The sequence below is a fragment of the Motilimonas eburnea genome, assembly GCF_021295345.1.
In the GTDB taxonomy this organism is placed as follows: domain Bacteria; phylum Pseudomonadota; class Gammaproteobacteria; order Enterobacterales; family CBDFNC01; genus Motilimonas; species Motilimonas eburnea.
Map to the genome: position 1 here is coordinate 295,485 of NZ_JAIMJB010000002.1, position 15,391 is coordinate 310,875.

Sequence of the window (15,391 nt, forward strand, 5' to 3'; positions counted from 1 at the left end):
TTGATGGAAATACGTTACTAAGCACCCAGTAAAGGTAAGTGCTTTCGCTGCTGATAAGTGAGAGCCAAGGTCAGGCAATGCCTAATCGGGGCTTCGGGTAACGGCTGAGTTAATGACAACACAATGGCTCGATTACCTTCAAAGCGTAATTGCTCACCATAAAGCTCACGAAAGGTATCGACTAGCTTAGTTTGGCAATGAAAAAACAGGTAGTAATGATCAGGTGTGTTTGGTTTCCAATCGATCCTGACAGGGCTTCCTGTTTTAACGCGATAACTCGGCTCACCCCATTTTAAACTTTCTTCTACTGGCTCCGCCGTTAGCTGCTCGGCAAGCGCAAAGATGAGTGCGCGCATTTTTACTAGCGGCGCGCTTACATGGTCGGGATAAGTTGCGAAATGGGCTTTTACCACTGGGTTCATTCATCACCACCTTGGAAAGCTGATCGTAAATTAAGCAAGCTGCAAGCTCAGATTACGCTGGAAACGGCAGCTCACCATTAATTAAAAAGTCATTGATACTAAAGCGCACAACTTGGTTTTGGTGTAGCAGTTTAAACGCCACCGTGTCGGCATCAATTTCACACAAAATGCCAAAGGTCGCAAGGGGCTGGCGTTGAACTAAGGCTTGTGGCTCAAACAAACCCACGCAAATATCCCCTGTTTTACCTCGGGCAGATTGATATTCAAAAGCAATCACACCCGCTTCACGCATGGCTGAGCCTAATTGCTGGCAAATACGGTAATCGGTGGGGTTTACCAGGTCGCTATGCCCGTCAAATGGAGCTTGGTGCAGCTTAATACCTTTGTCGGTTTGATAGCCAACGGTAAATAAGGTGTGCTCCGTGCGCATCTTGGCTTTGATGGGCGGGGCGTCCATCGCATACCAAAACACAAAGCGATAATAGGCTGACTCAATTAGCGTGGCCTGCTCTGATGCGCCGCCGTAGAAAATACTTGGCTCATGGGTTTGACCAAAGCGAGAGCCCCATTGCAGGGGTGGATAACGAAACGGGGTTTTTAACAAATAATGCAGATCGCCGTGGGCTAAATCTTGGCTCGGGTAGTCTGGCTTGGCCTGTTCGAGCAAATCTTCAAGGATGGCTTGTTCATCAAGGTTATCGACCAGTGACAAGGTAGCAATTTGCTCTTGGCTTTCAACCAAACGATATAATACCCCGTCAACGGGCGTGATGGCTTTTTCACCTTGGCATGCTTGCCACAACATTAAAGCTTGCCTCGCATACCATCAAGGTAACGTAATACGGTCATCAAACCCTGAATGGACTTGATTTGCTCTTTAGGCACACCCCGGGTGATTTTATTGTGGCTTTGCATAAAATGTTGCATCCACTGCTTATCCCCCCCGGTTGACGCATAAAGTGCACGTGCTAGCCGGATCAATAACAGGGCCAACTCACCTTGTTTCGACTTAGGGTCGAGCGCTGTTAATCGGCTTAAGCCGGTACGGTGGATGCCAATGACCGCCGCAAGTTCTGTTTTGTTTAACGCAAGTTGCTCACCTACGTTGAGTAGTGCCTTAGCCAATACTTGATTTGGTGTCACCACAGCTTGTTCTAATGCAGCCATATCTCCTCCGTCTAAATGTCACTTTTGCACATATTATAGCGCCAGCGTGCAAAATTAACAAACCTATCCAGAAGCAGGCCACAACCAGCTAACAGAAAACCCATTTCCGCTATATGTTGGTACGAATGCCTATATCAACTTGATGGCGCACTTGTGAAGGGCACACTTTACAGATTGCTTGGATTTTTGGGTTTTGCGAGAAGAGACAAGGATGCACGCTCGGGGATCCCATCACCACATGTACTGCGGCGAGTAGGCTCAAGCGAGCACCTTAACAACCTTTGAAGGGGATTATTCTGCTAACGCAAACTGGCGATACTGAGGGTCAACCAGATCTTGATCTAAGGTAAGATCATTGAGGCTCGCTAACGGCTCAACCACGGCAAACTTCCAGGTAAAACCAGCCGCTTTAGCCTTAGCCACATAAGCCTCACCTGCAGCACTCACCTCACGGGGTTTACCTGGCTCTTTTGCTGTTTGTAAGCCTAACTGCTCCAACAAGGTGTTAATTTTTGCCGCGCCAACATCAAATAGCTTACCTAACAAAGTCGGTGTAAACTCATCTTTTTCAATTGCTTTTTCAATTGCAGTGATGGTGTCTAGGGGGTGGTTAACAGAAAATGTTGACGCAACACTTGGCTCACTTTCAGTTTTTTCCACTGCCGCAGGCTGCGCTGGCTCGACAGATTGAGTCGCTTGTTGGATTGGCTCTACAACCGGCTCGGCCTTAGGTTTTTGGGCAACCGCGGGACGACTTGCGTTTTGTTTACGCTCAGCTAATCGCTGCGCTTTTAAGGCTTTTTGCTGGTTGTATTTTTGTTTTTTGTTCTTGGCTCGTGCTTGACGTTTAGCTAACTTCATTACTACTTTATTCCATTGGCGATGCAGGTAACTGACACAAATGTGCCAACGCGTCCGTTTCGGCTTGCGCTAAATTTAAGCCGTGCATTATAAAGCATGATTCACGCGCGGCAAATTGCGCCTGCTCAAGCTTGCGGCAGATCTCATTATCACAATACCGTGCTAACACAGAGAGCTAAGATACAGCGCTAAAGCCAAGAGCGACAACCAAAGACAAGCTAAGGACGATTTCAGGAGCAAGTCTAGAGATAAGTCAATAGACTAGTCTAAAGCGTAACCTGATTTTTGCCCCGCCAAATAACTGCCTCATCCTATTAGTTTATTGCCTAATCTGTTACCAAGTTTGGTATTGGATATGAGTCATCAATACAAAAAAGCATGATGGCATAATTATTCTTTGTCATATACCTTGTAACCTTTTTGTTCTAAGCAATTGCGTAATACTAAGGCTTGTTGCTTGGTTGCGTCATTGGCGCCGCCTAACGCCCCTGCACCCGCACCGATCGCACTGCCTATTGCTGCGCCAATTAACGCGCCTTCTAAGCCTTCGTCAATCGCACCCGCCACGCCACCAACCAATGCCCCCGATACCGCACCATTGATCCCTTCTGTTTTAGCGTATTCTTGCTTGTCTAATTGTTCGGCGTAGCTTTCGCAATATTCGCGATCGGCTTGATATTGCTGCGGATCCACTTTTGTCATATCCACCACAGGCGCCCTGTTATAAGAACATCCCATGGTCGACACCGCCAGCCCCCCCACTAAAGATAAAGCAATCATTCGACATTTCATAACATCACTCCGTTGTTAAACTATGAACACAATAGCGCCACCAGCAAGATGGATCTGTGGTCTTTTTGTTATCAAATGTATGAAAGTGTAATGATGAAGAGACAAAAGGGATCAAACCGGGTGCAGTGAAGGTGCAACGAGCGTGAAGCCAGACCAATTAAGGTTCAGGCAACACAACCCGTAAAGATAAAGAACTGAAAGTGCCCTACTCTTGTTTTAGTTCTATCATAGGTCGCCACATCTCAAGCAGCTCAGCTTCACTTGGAATTTCTCCATGTTCAATCTTTCGGATCACTTTACACGGGGAGCCAACGGCCAAGCAGTCCTCGGGGATGTCTTTTGTCACCACACTGCCCGCGCCAATCACGCTGCGCGCCCCTATGGTAACCCCGCCTAATACGATGACGCCAGCCCCCAACCAAACACTGTCACCAATGTTGATAGGGTTACCGGTGGCAAAAGGTAAAACGCGATCAGCCATATCCAAAGGATGGCCTGCGGTGCTGATCACCGAGTTAGGGCCAATTTGCACATAACGACCAAAATGCACGGGTGCGATATCTAATATTTTAACCCCTGCATTTAAAAAGCCCCCCTCAGCAAAATGAATATTTTTGCCCATATCGCAATAAAATGGCGGCACAATGTTAGCGCCATTATGGCTGCCAAGCAGTGAAGACAAAATGTTGCTTTTGAGTTTATGCTGGGACGGCCTAGCATGATTAAAATCGTAAAGCTTTTCTTTCACTTGGGTTTGAAAGGCAAACAATTCAGGGGAGATGGGGATTTTAACCTCAAAGTCATCAAGTGAATGGCTCATCGTCTTGTCGCTCCAGCTAGGTACTCATTTGCATCCTAGCTATAAATCGCCCCTTCAACAACATAAATATCTAAATTTTAAGGGCTATGTCATCAGCTTGATTTATTATTTCGGCATCGCACCGAACAGTATTTAACGTGTTCCCAGTCTCGTTGCCATTTTTTTCGCCAACTAAAAGGACGCTGGCAAACACAGCATATTTTGGTCGGCAATTGAGACTTGCGCGTCATTTTCATTGCCTTCCCCCTGAATGATGCTGCTTAACCGCTTTTGGTTTACGCTTACTTGACATTGATTTAGGCTGAACATGGCGCCGTAATATGCCAGCCACCTGCTGCTTCACAATGGGCATGTTTCGCCAATGCCACAGCTTGGTCTGAGCCGCTTGGTAGCTTTGTTTGATGTCCACGATGGGAAACGGATAATCGGCCCCTAAATCAACTTGATAAAATAGCCGCTCCATCTGCGTCATTTGCCAAGGTGTATGGATCAGTTCATTAGGTAACTGGGCAAGCTCAGGGCACCAGCGCCTTACAAATTCTCCCTCACTGTCTTGATCAGCCCCTTGTTTGATGGGGTTGTAGATCCGAATGGTGTTGATGCCGGTAATGCCTGCTTGCATATGAAATTGGCTGTAGTGAATACCGGGTTCAAAATCGAGAAACACACTGGCGAGATGCTTGACCCCTCGTTGCCAATTCACATCAAGGTGGTGGCACAAAAAACTGACCAACATGGCTCGCATGCGAAAGTTGAGGTAGCCCGTTGCCAACAAGCAGCGCATACAGGCATCCACCATAGGAATACCCGTTTGGCCCTGTTGCCAGGCCAGCAATCGCTGGTCGGCTAGCTCGCCTTCTATGTATGGCATGGTTTGATAGCCCTCATTCATTGGCTCAAATTCAATCTCTGACTGACTTTCGAATTTTTGAATAAAGTGGCAATGCCAATGTAAACGTGAACTAAAGGCAACCAAACTTCGCCGCCAGCCCTGTTGCTGCCAATGGGTCAAGGTTGCCTGATAAACCTGACGAAGGCTCAGGTTTCCCCATGCCAAATAAGCCGATAACCTTGAGCAATGTGTTTGACTACGAGTGGGGCTAGACAAAGAGTAGTAATAAGGTTTGCCTCGCTCGTTGAAAAAACTCGCCAGAGCTTGATGAGCATGGCGCTCACCGCCTTGTTGAAACTCACCGGTTTGTTCATCAAAACGCACTTGTTTGTCATGGGCTTTGGCCACGTGTTTTTGCAGTTCACCGATGTTGACTTGACGGGGGCGAGTCAATCCCAACGATTGCCATGTTGTAGCGGGCAAACACAACCAGTTCACTTGGTTAAGAACGCAATTTTTACATTCGGATCGCATCACTGCGTGCCAATTTTTTTGCCAGTTATCACGTTGCGATAGCCCACGGATCACACTGGCATAGGGGCTTTGGTGCCAGTTGACTTGATGCCTTTGACACCAAGTTGCCATGTCTTTATCCCGTTGATAGGTATTTGCTAGCCCCACCTCTTGATGAGAAAAAATCGCGCTAATGGGCACTGCTTGATGCAAATGATTCAGTGTTGAAACGGCGTCTTGCTCACTTACCACCAAGGCATATTCTGGAAGTTGTGCTGCCATGTCCTGTAATGATTGCAACACAAATAGCCAATGGCGCCAACGGTAGTGCTCATCTTCAAGCTGGAACGGTTCGAAACAATACAGCATGAGTACACGAAAACCCGATTGTGCGGCTTTAAGCAAGGGCTCATGATCCCGTAGGCGTAGATCGCGCTTTAACCAAACCACCGCCACGGGCATCTCTTTAGGGGTTGTCATCTGAATGGCTCATCCTACTAACAAGATATCTGCTAGGGTTTACGCCTTGATCGCGGCTTTGGTTTAATCGCCGACTTCTGCCGGCTACCAATCTTTGTTATGATGCCCGCCAGATCAATCAGCATAGATAGGAAGTCGTTGATGAAGTTAATACGTTGGCTACTTGGTCGCATTATTTTATTGGTTAATGCGTTAACTCCACCCAAAAGCCTTCAGCGAACGCCAGAGCGCCAGCAGCAAGTTGACAAGCAAACTCAATCTTTGGCCTTGTATCAATTTGAAGCTTGCCCGTTTTGTGTCAAAGTCAGACGCCAAATCAAGCGTTTGGGCTTAGGCATTGAACTGCGTGATGCGAAAAATGATTTGCAGCATCAAGCCGAGCTGCAAGCAGGTGGCGGCCGTGTCAAGGTGCCCTGTTTGCGAATTGACCAACGTAACGAGCAAGGCGAGATACAAACCATTTGGATGTATGAGTCATCGGACATTAATGCTTATTTAGCCAAGGAATTTGCTAATTAGTTCAATGATTAGGTTAATACATCACTATTTTTACACTGCGAGCCAACGCTATCACGCTCGCCATGACAACAGGAACGCCTTATGTCTTTAGCGCAAAATCAGCTCGACGCCATCGCCAGCTATGATGCGGAGCAACGATATCAATACCTAGTTAAAGAAACCGTCAAGCAGCAGCAATTGTGGATCCTAACCGACCAACATGGCTGTGTCATGCTCAATACCGATGATGAGGATTGTGTTCCTGTGTGGCCAAGCCAAGCCTTTGCACAAGATTGGGCCACCGGCGATTGGCAAGACTGCGAAGCCAAAGCCATTTCCCTCAAAGATTGGCAAGCACGCTGGACACCCGGTTTAGAAGACGACCAACTGGCGATTGTTGTGTTTCCAAAAATCGATGAAGAAGGCCTCGTTATTACCCCTGACGAGCTCGACTTTGAGCTGAGCAAACAACAACAAAAGAAAAACAAATCACGCAAATAAGCCTGAGCAGAGATAACCCAATGAATGTAAATAAAGAGCTACAAAACTGGAACAACAAGCTTGATAAATTTAAGCACAAGCTCAATGCCGCTTATGAGCGCGATGATGTGGCCATGATCAAACAATTTAAACTTGAAATTGCCAAAGCAGAGAAAAAGATTAAAAACCTCAAAGGCAAGCAAGCGTATGAGATTGGTAATCAGGGCAGTGCCGTTTTAAAAATGCCTTTTAAACGCGTGCTTACCAAGCAAGAGCAAGCTGACATGGGCGCACTGAAAAAGTCGGTAAAAGGTCTGATTGTGGTGCACCCAATGACGGCGCTCGGCAGAGATTTAGGGATAAAAGAGGTAACGGGTTTCGCACCAAAACCGTTTTAACCCCCCCACCTTACCTCGCTGGTCGAGAGGCAGCCTCGTGAGGCGACTTACGAGGAGCCATCGAAGCCTCTTGCGCTAATGGTATAGGCTCAGCTTGCTGTAATTGCTGGGCTAAGCTAGCTATTTTATCAGCCATGCCATGCAGTAATAATGCATGCCAAGGGGCAAAGAAATACCAATAGGCTAACCCCCAAAACCCCGCAGGGTGCCACAACAGCTCGATACTCAGTTCACATTCTGGCTTGGCCGGCTCGTTGTTTGTCGGCGTGATGCTCAATTGCATACCGCCACCGCCTGGGGCTTTCATACCAAATTTCATCACCAATAGCCGCTCAGGGATCACACTTAATATACGCCAAGAATCCACTCGCTCTCCCACCACAAACTGTGTTTTATCATCACGACCGTGCTGTCGCCCACCCCCACCAGCAAGGTGATCCATCCATTCACGCATTGCCCACAACCCATTGGCATAAAAATACCTGTCTTCACCACCAAGGCGGTTTAATACTTGCCATATTTTAGCGGGGTGCGCCTTAATTGAGATCGTATGGGCCGCGCGTTTTGCATAAAAGCCATGTAACGGGGAAAAATTACGAAACTCGGGAATGCCGTCTTGCCAGCGTTTCGGGTAACTCGGGGTCTGCTCTGTGGCCAGCACCGCGTCCACCCCTTGCTCAATACTTAACAAGGGTTGCGGGATCAAAGTTTGCAAACGTAATCCACTGCCTTGTAATGGCTCTTCTAACCCGGCTAATAAAGCCTTAGCTAATGGTTTTGGCACCGAGGTAATGATACCAAGCACCCATTGGGTCCAGCTTACCGGCAAGCCCTTAATGGCGATAATTTGACAAGGCTTGGCCAATTTTTTTGCAATAACTTGCATCATATGCTGATAACTGATCCACTCAGGGCCAGTGGCATCATAAATTTGACCGGCTGAATCGGGATGATTAAGTAGCTCAACCAGGTAAAAGATGAGGTTGTCTATCGCAATGGGCGGAGCAAGATGCTTAATACTACGGGGGGCAAAAAAGATCGGGATATGACCCACGACATCACGCATCACTTCAAATGCCGCCGAGCCCGGCGCAACAATAATGCCCGCCCTTATCTCGGTCACCGGGATCGCCGACCCAGCTAAAATATGCCCTGTGGTCACCCGTGACTTCATGTGCTCAGATTGTGGGTTTCCCGAGACTAGGCTACCCAAATAGATAATACGCTTGACCTGAGTGCCTTGTACCGCCATCACCAAATTACGCGCGGCTTGCTGTTCGGTGTCACTGTAATGTTGGCCATCCGTCATGCCGTGCATTAAATAGTAAACCACCTCGATATTATCAAGGGCACAAGCGATGGAATCAGGCTTAAGTAAGTCAAGGGTGAAACGCTGGCAAGGCAGATCTGGCCAAGGAACGGGTTTGCTAGCACTGCGTGAAGTGATGCTGACATGATGGCCCCTTGCAACCAACTGCGGTACTAAATGGCGCCCTACGGTTCCTAAGGCACCTATGACTAATATATTCACCGTTTACTCCTTATGCTTAAGGCTTGAGTCAGTTACAATGTTGCCCATCGACACTACGACAATATGATAACAATCTGATGAACAGAAAGAAGAAAATCAACCAAGAATTAAAGAAACGCCAAAAAAGAGCCAATGCGAAACAGCGCCACAGTAATAAACCTAAGTATATTTCCAAAGCAGAGCGAGCAAAACTTGAGCTCAACAGCCCAACACCCTCACAGCCAGATAACGGCCCGTTAGACGCAAGTGCAACGTCAGAGAATCCAACAGAGACAAACAGCCACTTAGCGCAATAGTCCTTTACATGTTATGTTTGCGCAGCCAACACCGAGTGGACTTTTTTCAATAAGGTGTCGGCGTTGGTGGGTTTAACGATATAGTCTACGGCACCGGTTTCTAAGCACATTTTAAAGTGCTCTTTGTCTGAAAAACTCGTCAACATAATAATAGGAACCTGTGCCAAATTTGGAATTTTTTTACAAGCCTTAATGGTTTCTATCCCATTCAAGATCGGCATATCAATATCAAGCAACATAAGGTCGGGCACAACCACTTTTGCCTTCATTAACGCTTCTGCCCCATTTGAGGCTGTTTCAACCTTAAATCCATTGGGTTGTAAGATTGAGCATAAAATTTTCAACAGCACGGGCTGATCATCGGCCACGACGATGGTCATGGGTTTACTTTCTTTGGCCGGCTTTTCCTTGGGGCTGGTTAACACCGACACCGATTGGCTTAGGGGCTCGGTCGAGGCTGTTTTTTTCACTGGGCTAACAGCACTCTGTAGCGCTTGAAAAGATTGCTCATTATTTTTCTTAAGCTTGTTCAATTCTGGCGCAATCGACACTGACTTAAGTACGTCCAGTAAACGCGCCATGTCTTGCCCTGATAAGTTTCCCGCCACTTTCTTTAAAGATTGACTGAATTCTTGTGCGGTAATTTTACCCAGTAGGCCTTCGGTATGACTAATAACTTCGTCAAATAACTTGGATTGATCAACTTGAGCATGGCGAATAGACGCGCACAGGCTCTCAAGGGATTGTTCCTTGCCTTGCTTAAGCTTTGCAAGCTCTCGCTTTTGCAAGGTGAATTGGATGTCCGCTTTGATCACCTCAATGGCTCGGCGTAGTGCGAGATTAACCTTGTTGTTGTCGTAGATGGGCTTGATGGTCTCAAAACTGTAGAAGTTATCTTGGGCGCAAAGCTGATAGGCTAACTCACGATGTGATTTGTCACACATAAGAAAAAAGCCATGGGCCAATTTGAAAATAGGTGCGAGGGAGGTATTTTTTAGCAAACTTTTCTTCAGCATGAGGGACTCATGAGGGTCGTCATAGGCAAACACAAACAAGAAGCTATGATGGTGCTGGCGAAAGCAAAGCAAGTATTCCTTTGGGTCAAGTCGGGTATCGACATAAAAAACATGATGAAAGCTGGGCTGGACCACGGCTTTTAACGTGTCTTGTGTTTCATGAGATTGGTGAAACACGATAATACTGGTTTGCTTACGCTTCTCCATTGTGGCTCCACCTTGTTGTCATGCGCTGCTGTTTGCTCATTGCCCAAACACCCCATCTGCTTGTAATTGCGCTTTAAGTCTCGCCAGCTCTTTATCTATGCGGGCCAGACAGCGCGTGACCTCTGCCTGATCCTCATGGGCCCCTTCTACTTGTTTAAATAGCTTAGCAAGTACTAAGGCACCACTTGAATGACAAGCCCCCTTCGCCCCGTGTGCCAGCTGCTTTAAACGAGCCGCGTTGTGCTCTGTTTCAGCCAAGATGAGTTGATGGATTTGGTTAACGTCTTGGCTTAGGTTTTGCCAAAACAATAACAAAATTTCATTGATGAGCTGCTTGTCATCCATCCCAATCACTGAGATCAAATAAGGGTAATCTATGGGTGAAGGCTCAACCTCTTGCGTTAGGGGCTCAGATTGTGGATTCGCTTCTTCAGGATAGATATGTACATGCTGATCTTGAACTTGCTGAGTCTGGTTTAACACTTCATCATCAGACGCACTGGACAGATTGTCATAGAGGCATTCCAGCCAAGTAAATAAAGTCTCTTTTAACGCCAACATCTCCAATGGCTTGGTTAAATAATCATTAAAACCGAGCGCAATGGCCTGCTCAGCCTGCTCTGCTATGGCATTGGCCGTGATGGCAATGATCACGCACGGGGGGGTGACAGAGTTGGCCATCTCGGCAGCGCGTTGTTGTTCAGCTGAGCGGATCCGGCGGGTTAATTCGTAGCCATCCATATTGGGCATATGGCAATCTGTTAATATCAAAGGGTAATGCCCTTGTTGCCAGCACTGCCATGCTTGTGCGCCATCCTCACACATTTTGAAAGCAACCCCAAGCTGTTCAAGTTGGCTAGCGAGCACCTTGCGGTTAGTGGGATGATCTTCAGCCACCAGCAGCGTGAATTCAGCGGGGACACAAAATGGCGCATCCAAATGCGACTGCGGGTTGCTATGATGGTCTTGTAGCTCGTTTATATCAGGGTTGGTTAAGCTTTGTATAGCACGAAGCAATTCACTGGGTTTGATAAAATTAACCCGCATCTGATACTGATCGGGTGCGACAATGGCCGTGCTATCTTCCCCCATGTTACGGGCCTTAGGTAACAGATGAATATGGTAATGTTGCGCGGTTTTAGGCAGATCATGATCCGAGATCACTAAGGCCTTATGTGTTATCTCGTCTGGAATCGTCGTCGTGTCATCGCCCATTAACTTGACCTTCAATCCTAAGGCAGTTAACACGCCATGGCAATTTTGGCGTAACACATTATCTTTGATGGCAACTAATACAGGCTGGGCTAGCCCAAGGGCATCTTGATTAAAGATGGTGGCTTGGTGCTCAAGATCAACTGGAATCATCACCGTAAAGCGACTTCCTACCCCCAATTCACTGCGCACTTCAATGCGACCGCCCATCATTTCCACTAAAGAGTGGGTAATGGTCAGCCCCAATCCCGTGCCACCGAATTTTCGTGTGGTGGACGAGTCTGCTTGGGTAAAAGGGCTAAATAAACTGTCAACCTGCTCGGGCGTCATGCCCACACCATCATCTTCAACTTGGATTTTAAGGGTATTCAATGGGGGGTTGCTATGGTCTGTATGAACATCCAAGCTGACCTGTAACAGGCCGAGCTTATCCACACTGGAGCGAGAGAACTTAATACTGTTAGCCATCAGGTTTAATAAGATCTGACGTACTCTCACGGGGTCGAGTAACAATTTTTGCGGCAAATTTGGCGTGGCCGTCAGGCGAATATTGACGTGGTTTTCTTGGGCATTGACCCAAAGCGCATCGCACGTTTTTTCGGTAAGTTGCAATAACGCACAGGGCACCTTATCCAACACCATTTTTCCCGCTTCGATTTTGGAAAAATCTAACACGTCATTAATGATATCGAGTAAGGCAAATGATGAATCACGCATGGTGTTAACCATATCGGCTTGACTGGCATTAAGCGGCGTTTTCTTTAGCAGATCTATCATGCCAACCACCCCATTCATCGGGGTGCGAATTTCGTGGCTCATGGTCGCTAAAAACCGCGATTTAGCTTCATTGGCTTGCTCTGCTTTTTGTGCCTGCTGCTGTAATAATGCGCGCACCTCATGCTCTTTAGTCACATCCACATTAACACCATAAGCCTCGATAGCCTCGCCTTGCTCGTATAACACAAACGCCGCAGCCTTGATCACGCGTATGTCCCCTGTGGTTTGATTAACTATTCTAAACTCGCAATCAAAGGGCGTTTTGTTTGCTATGCTGTGAAAGAAAGCTTGCTCCGTCACCTCGACATCCTCTGGGTGAACCGTATCGCGCCAATGCTGATAGGTAAGGTTTTCCTGCATCGGCACCCCATACATCTCGAACATATGCTGATCCCAATCCAAAGCGAGGGTGGTTAAGTTGATGGACCAATTACAAATACCACCGGCTTCTGATGCTAACGAGCGGCAATTAAGTAAATGTTCACGCTCGAGTTTGGCTTGTTTTAATTCTTTTTCGGTTTCCTTACTGGCATCAATGTCTTCCACCATGAGGGTGAGATACATGGGCTTACCATTCGCGTGCGTCACGAGTGAGGTGGTCAGCAGAGCCCAGAATTGCGTGTTATTGCGTCGCGTGATCAAGGTTTCAAAACGATAAGAACTAATTTCTTTGTCGTTTAATGCCTTAAGTACCGCCATCAGACTTTCTTGTTTCGTCGATATCACCTCAAGGAGGTTTAAGCTCAGTAACTCTATTTCACTGAAATTTAAGTGCTGACAGAGCCGCTGATTGACCTCGATAAATGCCCCCGTTAGATCAAGGCGCGCAATGCCAATGGCCGCTTGACTAAACACACTGTGGTACAAACGCTCGCGCTCGGCTAATTGCTCTAATAGCAGTTCGGTTAATGACAGTTGCCCCCCACCTGCTACGTCATTGTCACGACTTAACGCCTGAAATTGCAGCAAGCTAAAATTAACCGTGTCGCCTTGCCAATGGATAGGGTTAATTTGGATGATGATTTTTTGTTCCGTGTCTTGGGACAAATTACATTGCAAAGCGCGACCGGTTCGCACACTTTCATTGAGGGCGGCAAAGGCTTTTTCAGCAGCGCGCCAAGGCAAAAAGTCGACAAAGGTATAATGGGATATGTCCGCTTTATTTATGACCAAGTCATTGAATAATTGCTCGAAAGCCGGGTTAATCAAGCAAAAGTGAAACTCCGTTGTACTGGCCTCACATACCAATGCGGGATGCGGCATCGCCGCGAGCATTTTTTCTATCCACGGCTGTACCTGAGTATCCATTTTCGGCAGCACCATTGCACTTCGTCCCTTAACGTTTTTTAGGGTCATGCCGCGAAACATGGCCGTACTGCAATGTGCCAAATCCGTCTGTGACCTGTTTCTTATCCGTATTTACAATATAGTTGATAAAATCCAGATAGGACCAAGGTCGCGCACTAAAAGGCTGAAAAAAACCCTTTAGTACATAGATTTAAGCATGGCGATTGGGGGGGCGTGAAGATCGGAGAGTTAAATGGACACTGGCAATCACGCAAGGGGATTGCCAGTTTAAGAAGTCATAGCAAGGTTAAGTAAATGCTTTAGAAAGCGCGACTGTATTGCACACCGACTAGCACCGCATCAGCACGTGTCTTACCTTCTAACTGGGAATACGGAGATTGCTCGGTCACCTTCACATCTTCACCCATCAAGTAGGTTGCGCCTACATCAATGGCTGAATTTGCATTTAGATGGTAGCTAAAGCCTGCTGAGAACCAATTACGATCTGAGTCAGGAACGGAAATGGACGTGATCTTGTCTTGGGCACTGGTATCATGCATATAGCCTGCACGTAAGGTCCAGCTTGAGTTAAGCTCATAAGTCGCGCCAATGGCGTAATGAAAACCATCTTGCCACTCATAGCGGTTTATCACGCCATGTCCATCGGATTTAAGCACATCAAACGCATCCCATCCAATCCACTGGACACTGTAATGCAGGGCCCACTGTGCACTAACGCGATGATAGCCAGAAAATTCGATCATATCGGGCAGCGGCATATACAGCTTGTCGTTTTTAATCAAGGGGTTCGCTTGATTAGGGGCATACAAGATGTCGCCTTTGGCCTCCAGTTTAGGGCTATAGCGGTAAGATAATCCAAACCGGTTATTGGCATTTAACTCAAACATTGCCCCCAGATTAAAACCAAGGGCAAAGCCGTCGGCGTCGATATCTAATAAAGGTTGTTGGCCCGCCGGCGTGTTTAGGGCGCGGCGCATCTTGCCTTTGCCGTAAACTAAGTCTAATCCAGCGCCTAAACTCCACTGCTCATTAATGCGATAAGCTAAGCTGGCGCCTAAGTTGAAGCTTTTAACATCGGTTTTACCACCAAACTCAGGGGCAACATAGTTAGCGTCAAATTCCGTTTTGGTGCCGAAATTGCTGTAAAGGTTCGCACCCCAAACCCATTGGTCATTAATCGGTACGATCACATGCAAGTTAGGGGCAACAGAAGTATCACCGGCATCACTAAAATCAGCAGAAAAAGATTGTCCCGGAGCAAAAACACTGGTGTATTGTGAATTTTTTACTTTGATATCCGTATCTAGCACAATAAAACCAAGGGACATGGCCGCGCTGTCAAACAAGGTCATGGCCGCGGCATTACGCGCCATCACAGAGGCATTGTCACCGATCACGGCATCGCCTGCAAATGCACGGCCTAAGCCGGTCGCTGATTGCGAGTTAAGTTGAAAGCCAGCTGCCCAACTTGGGCCTGCGATACAAGCCAGAGACAACACTCCAAGACGTTTGGCAAGGGATTTAGTTACGACCATAATCTGTCCTATCAATGATGATTGCTGTTATTGGGCCAGTCTAGTGATGGCGACCGACAACCAGAAAGGCGGCGATTCTACCTGTGTGACCACAAATAACAAATCACCCTTATCTCAAAACAGCAAATAATTGTTAATTACATTTATTTAAGAAACCTTTTTGTAAAACATTGGTAACACAGGCTTAACATTAGCCAAAAAATGCCTAAGTTAAAGGAGTTAAGATAAAAAAACAGGAGCTGTAGC

At 47.0% G+C, this 15,391-nt stretch carries 16 protein-coding genes; 4 read left to right on the plus strand and 12 right to left on the minus strand.

From position 1 onward, the window contains the following. Nucleotides 1-17 precede the first annotated feature (17 nt). From K6Y21_RS03375 to K6Y21_RS03410, 8 genes are all read right to left on the minus strand, one after another. The gene (locus tag K6Y21_RS03375; protein WP_233070309.1) at nucleotides 18-422 is read right to left on the minus strand and encodes a DUF1801 domain-containing protein; all 405 of its coding nucleotides are present in this window, start codon (nucleotides 420-422) and stop codon (nucleotides 18-20) included. 52 nt (nucleotides 423-474) lie between these two features. Then, entirely contained in the window at nucleotides 475-1,227 is a 753-nt protein-coding gene (locus K6Y21_RS03380; protein ID WP_233070311.1) for an RES family NAD+ phosphorylase, read from the minus strand. Further along, the gene (locus K6Y21_RS03385) at nucleotides 1,227-1,589 is read right to left on the minus strand and encodes an MbcA/ParS/Xre antitoxin family protein (protein WP_233070313.1); all 363 of its coding nucleotides are present in this window, start codon (nucleotides 1,587-1,589) and stop codon (nucleotides 1,227-1,229) included. Before K6Y21_RS03385 ends, K6Y21_RS03380 begins: the two co-directional genes overlap by 1 nt. A gap of 291 nt (nucleotides 1,590-1,880) precedes the next feature. Next, a complete protein-coding gene (locus K6Y21_RS03390) occupies nucleotides 1,881-2,450 on the minus strand; it encodes a hypothetical protein (RefSeq protein WP_233070315.1) in 570 nt (189 codons plus the stop codon). A gap of 390 nt (nucleotides 2,451-2,840) precedes the next feature. Beyond that, nucleotides 2,841-3,242: a glycine zipper family protein gene (locus K6Y21_RS03395; protein WP_233070317.1), complete on the minus strand. Its 402-nt coding sequence runs from the start codon at nucleotides 3,240-3,242 to the stop codon at nucleotides 2,841-2,843. 205 nt (nucleotides 3,243-3,447) lie between these two features. Next, nucleotides 3,448-4,062: a sugar O-acetyltransferase gene (locus tag K6Y21_RS03400; RefSeq protein WP_233070319.1), complete on the minus strand. Its 615-nt coding sequence runs from the start codon at nucleotides 4,060-4,062 to the stop codon at nucleotides 3,448-3,450. Between the two features lie 92 nt (nucleotides 4,063-4,154). Further along, on the minus strand, nucleotides 4,155-4,292 hold the full coding sequence (locus K6Y21_RS03405) for a DUF2256 domain-containing protein (RefSeq protein ID WP_233070384.1): 138 nt from the start codon (nucleotides 4,290-4,292) through the stop codon (nucleotides 4,155-4,157). A gap of 2 nt (nucleotides 4,293-4,294) precedes the next feature. Then, a complete protein-coding gene (locus K6Y21_RS03410; protein ID WP_233070321.1) occupies nucleotides 4,295-5,887 on the minus strand; it encodes a cryptochrome/deoxyribodipyrimidine photo-lyase family protein in 1,593 nt (530 codons plus the stop codon). Nucleotides 5,888-6,028: 141 nt separating this feature from the next. Between K6Y21_RS03410 and K6Y21_RS03415 the strand changes: the two genes are divergently transcribed. The 3 genes from K6Y21_RS03415 to K6Y21_RS03425 all read left to right on the plus strand — a co-directional run bounded on the left by K6Y21_RS03415 (nucleotide 6,029) and on the right by K6Y21_RS03425 (nucleotide 7,263). After that, the gene (locus K6Y21_RS03415) at nucleotides 6,029-6,406 is read left to right on the plus strand and encodes a glutaredoxin family protein (protein ID WP_233070323.1); all 378 of its coding nucleotides are present in this window, start codon (nucleotides 6,029-6,031) and stop codon (nucleotides 6,404-6,406) included. Nucleotides 6,407-6,487: 81 nt separating this feature from the next. Further along, nucleotides 6,488-6,886 carry a DUF2750 domain-containing protein gene (locus K6Y21_RS03420; protein WP_233070326.1) on the plus strand — a complete coding sequence of 133 codons (399 nt, stop codon included), beginning with the start codon at nucleotides 6,488-6,490 and terminating at the stop codon, nucleotides 6,884-6,886. A gap of 20 nt (nucleotides 6,887-6,906) precedes the next feature. Then, nucleotides 6,907-7,263: a YibL family ribosome-associated protein gene (locus K6Y21_RS03425; RefSeq protein ID WP_233070328.1), complete on the plus strand. Its 357-nt coding sequence runs from the start codon at nucleotides 6,907-6,909 to the stop codon at nucleotides 7,261-7,263. Between the two features lie 10 nt (nucleotides 7,264-7,273). Here K6Y21_RS03425 and K6Y21_RS21370 read toward each other — a convergent pair whose 3' ends face one another. Then, a complete protein-coding gene (locus tag K6Y21_RS21370) occupies nucleotides 7,274-8,794 on the minus strand; it encodes a DUF2867 domain-containing protein (RefSeq protein ID WP_233070335.1) in 1,521 nt (506 codons plus the stop codon). A 77-nt stretch (nucleotides 8,795-8,871) separates the two neighbouring features. Here K6Y21_RS21370 and K6Y21_RS03435 point away from each other — a divergent pair, with 77 nt between their 5' ends. Further along, complete coding sequence (locus tag K6Y21_RS03435) at nucleotides 8,872-9,090, plus strand: DUF2986 domain-containing protein (RefSeq protein WP_233070336.1); 219 nt, start codon at nucleotides 8,872-8,874, stop codon at nucleotides 9,088-9,090. A gap of 11 nt (nucleotides 9,091-9,101) precedes the next feature. Here the strand turns inward: K6Y21_RS03435 and K6Y21_RS03440 are convergent, their stop codons facing one another. From K6Y21_RS03440 to K6Y21_RS03450, 3 genes are all read right to left on the minus strand, one after another. Then, a complete protein-coding gene (locus K6Y21_RS03440) occupies nucleotides 9,102-10,313 on the minus strand; it encodes a response regulator (RefSeq protein WP_233070338.1) in 1,212 nt (403 codons plus the stop codon). A 36-nt stretch (nucleotides 10,314-10,349) separates the two neighbouring features. Next, nucleotides 10,350-13,691: an ATP-binding protein gene (locus tag K6Y21_RS03445; protein ID WP_233070340.1), complete on the minus strand. Its 3,342-nt coding sequence runs from the start codon at nucleotides 13,689-13,691 to the stop codon at nucleotides 10,350-10,352. 218 nt (nucleotides 13,692-13,909) lie between these two features. Then, nucleotides 13,910-15,145, minus strand: coding sequence for an outer membrane protein transport protein (locus tag K6Y21_RS03450; protein WP_233070342.1), 1,236 nt, complete (start codon nucleotides 15,143-15,145; stop codon nucleotides 13,910-13,912). Nucleotides 15,146-15,391: the final 246 nt, after the last annotated feature.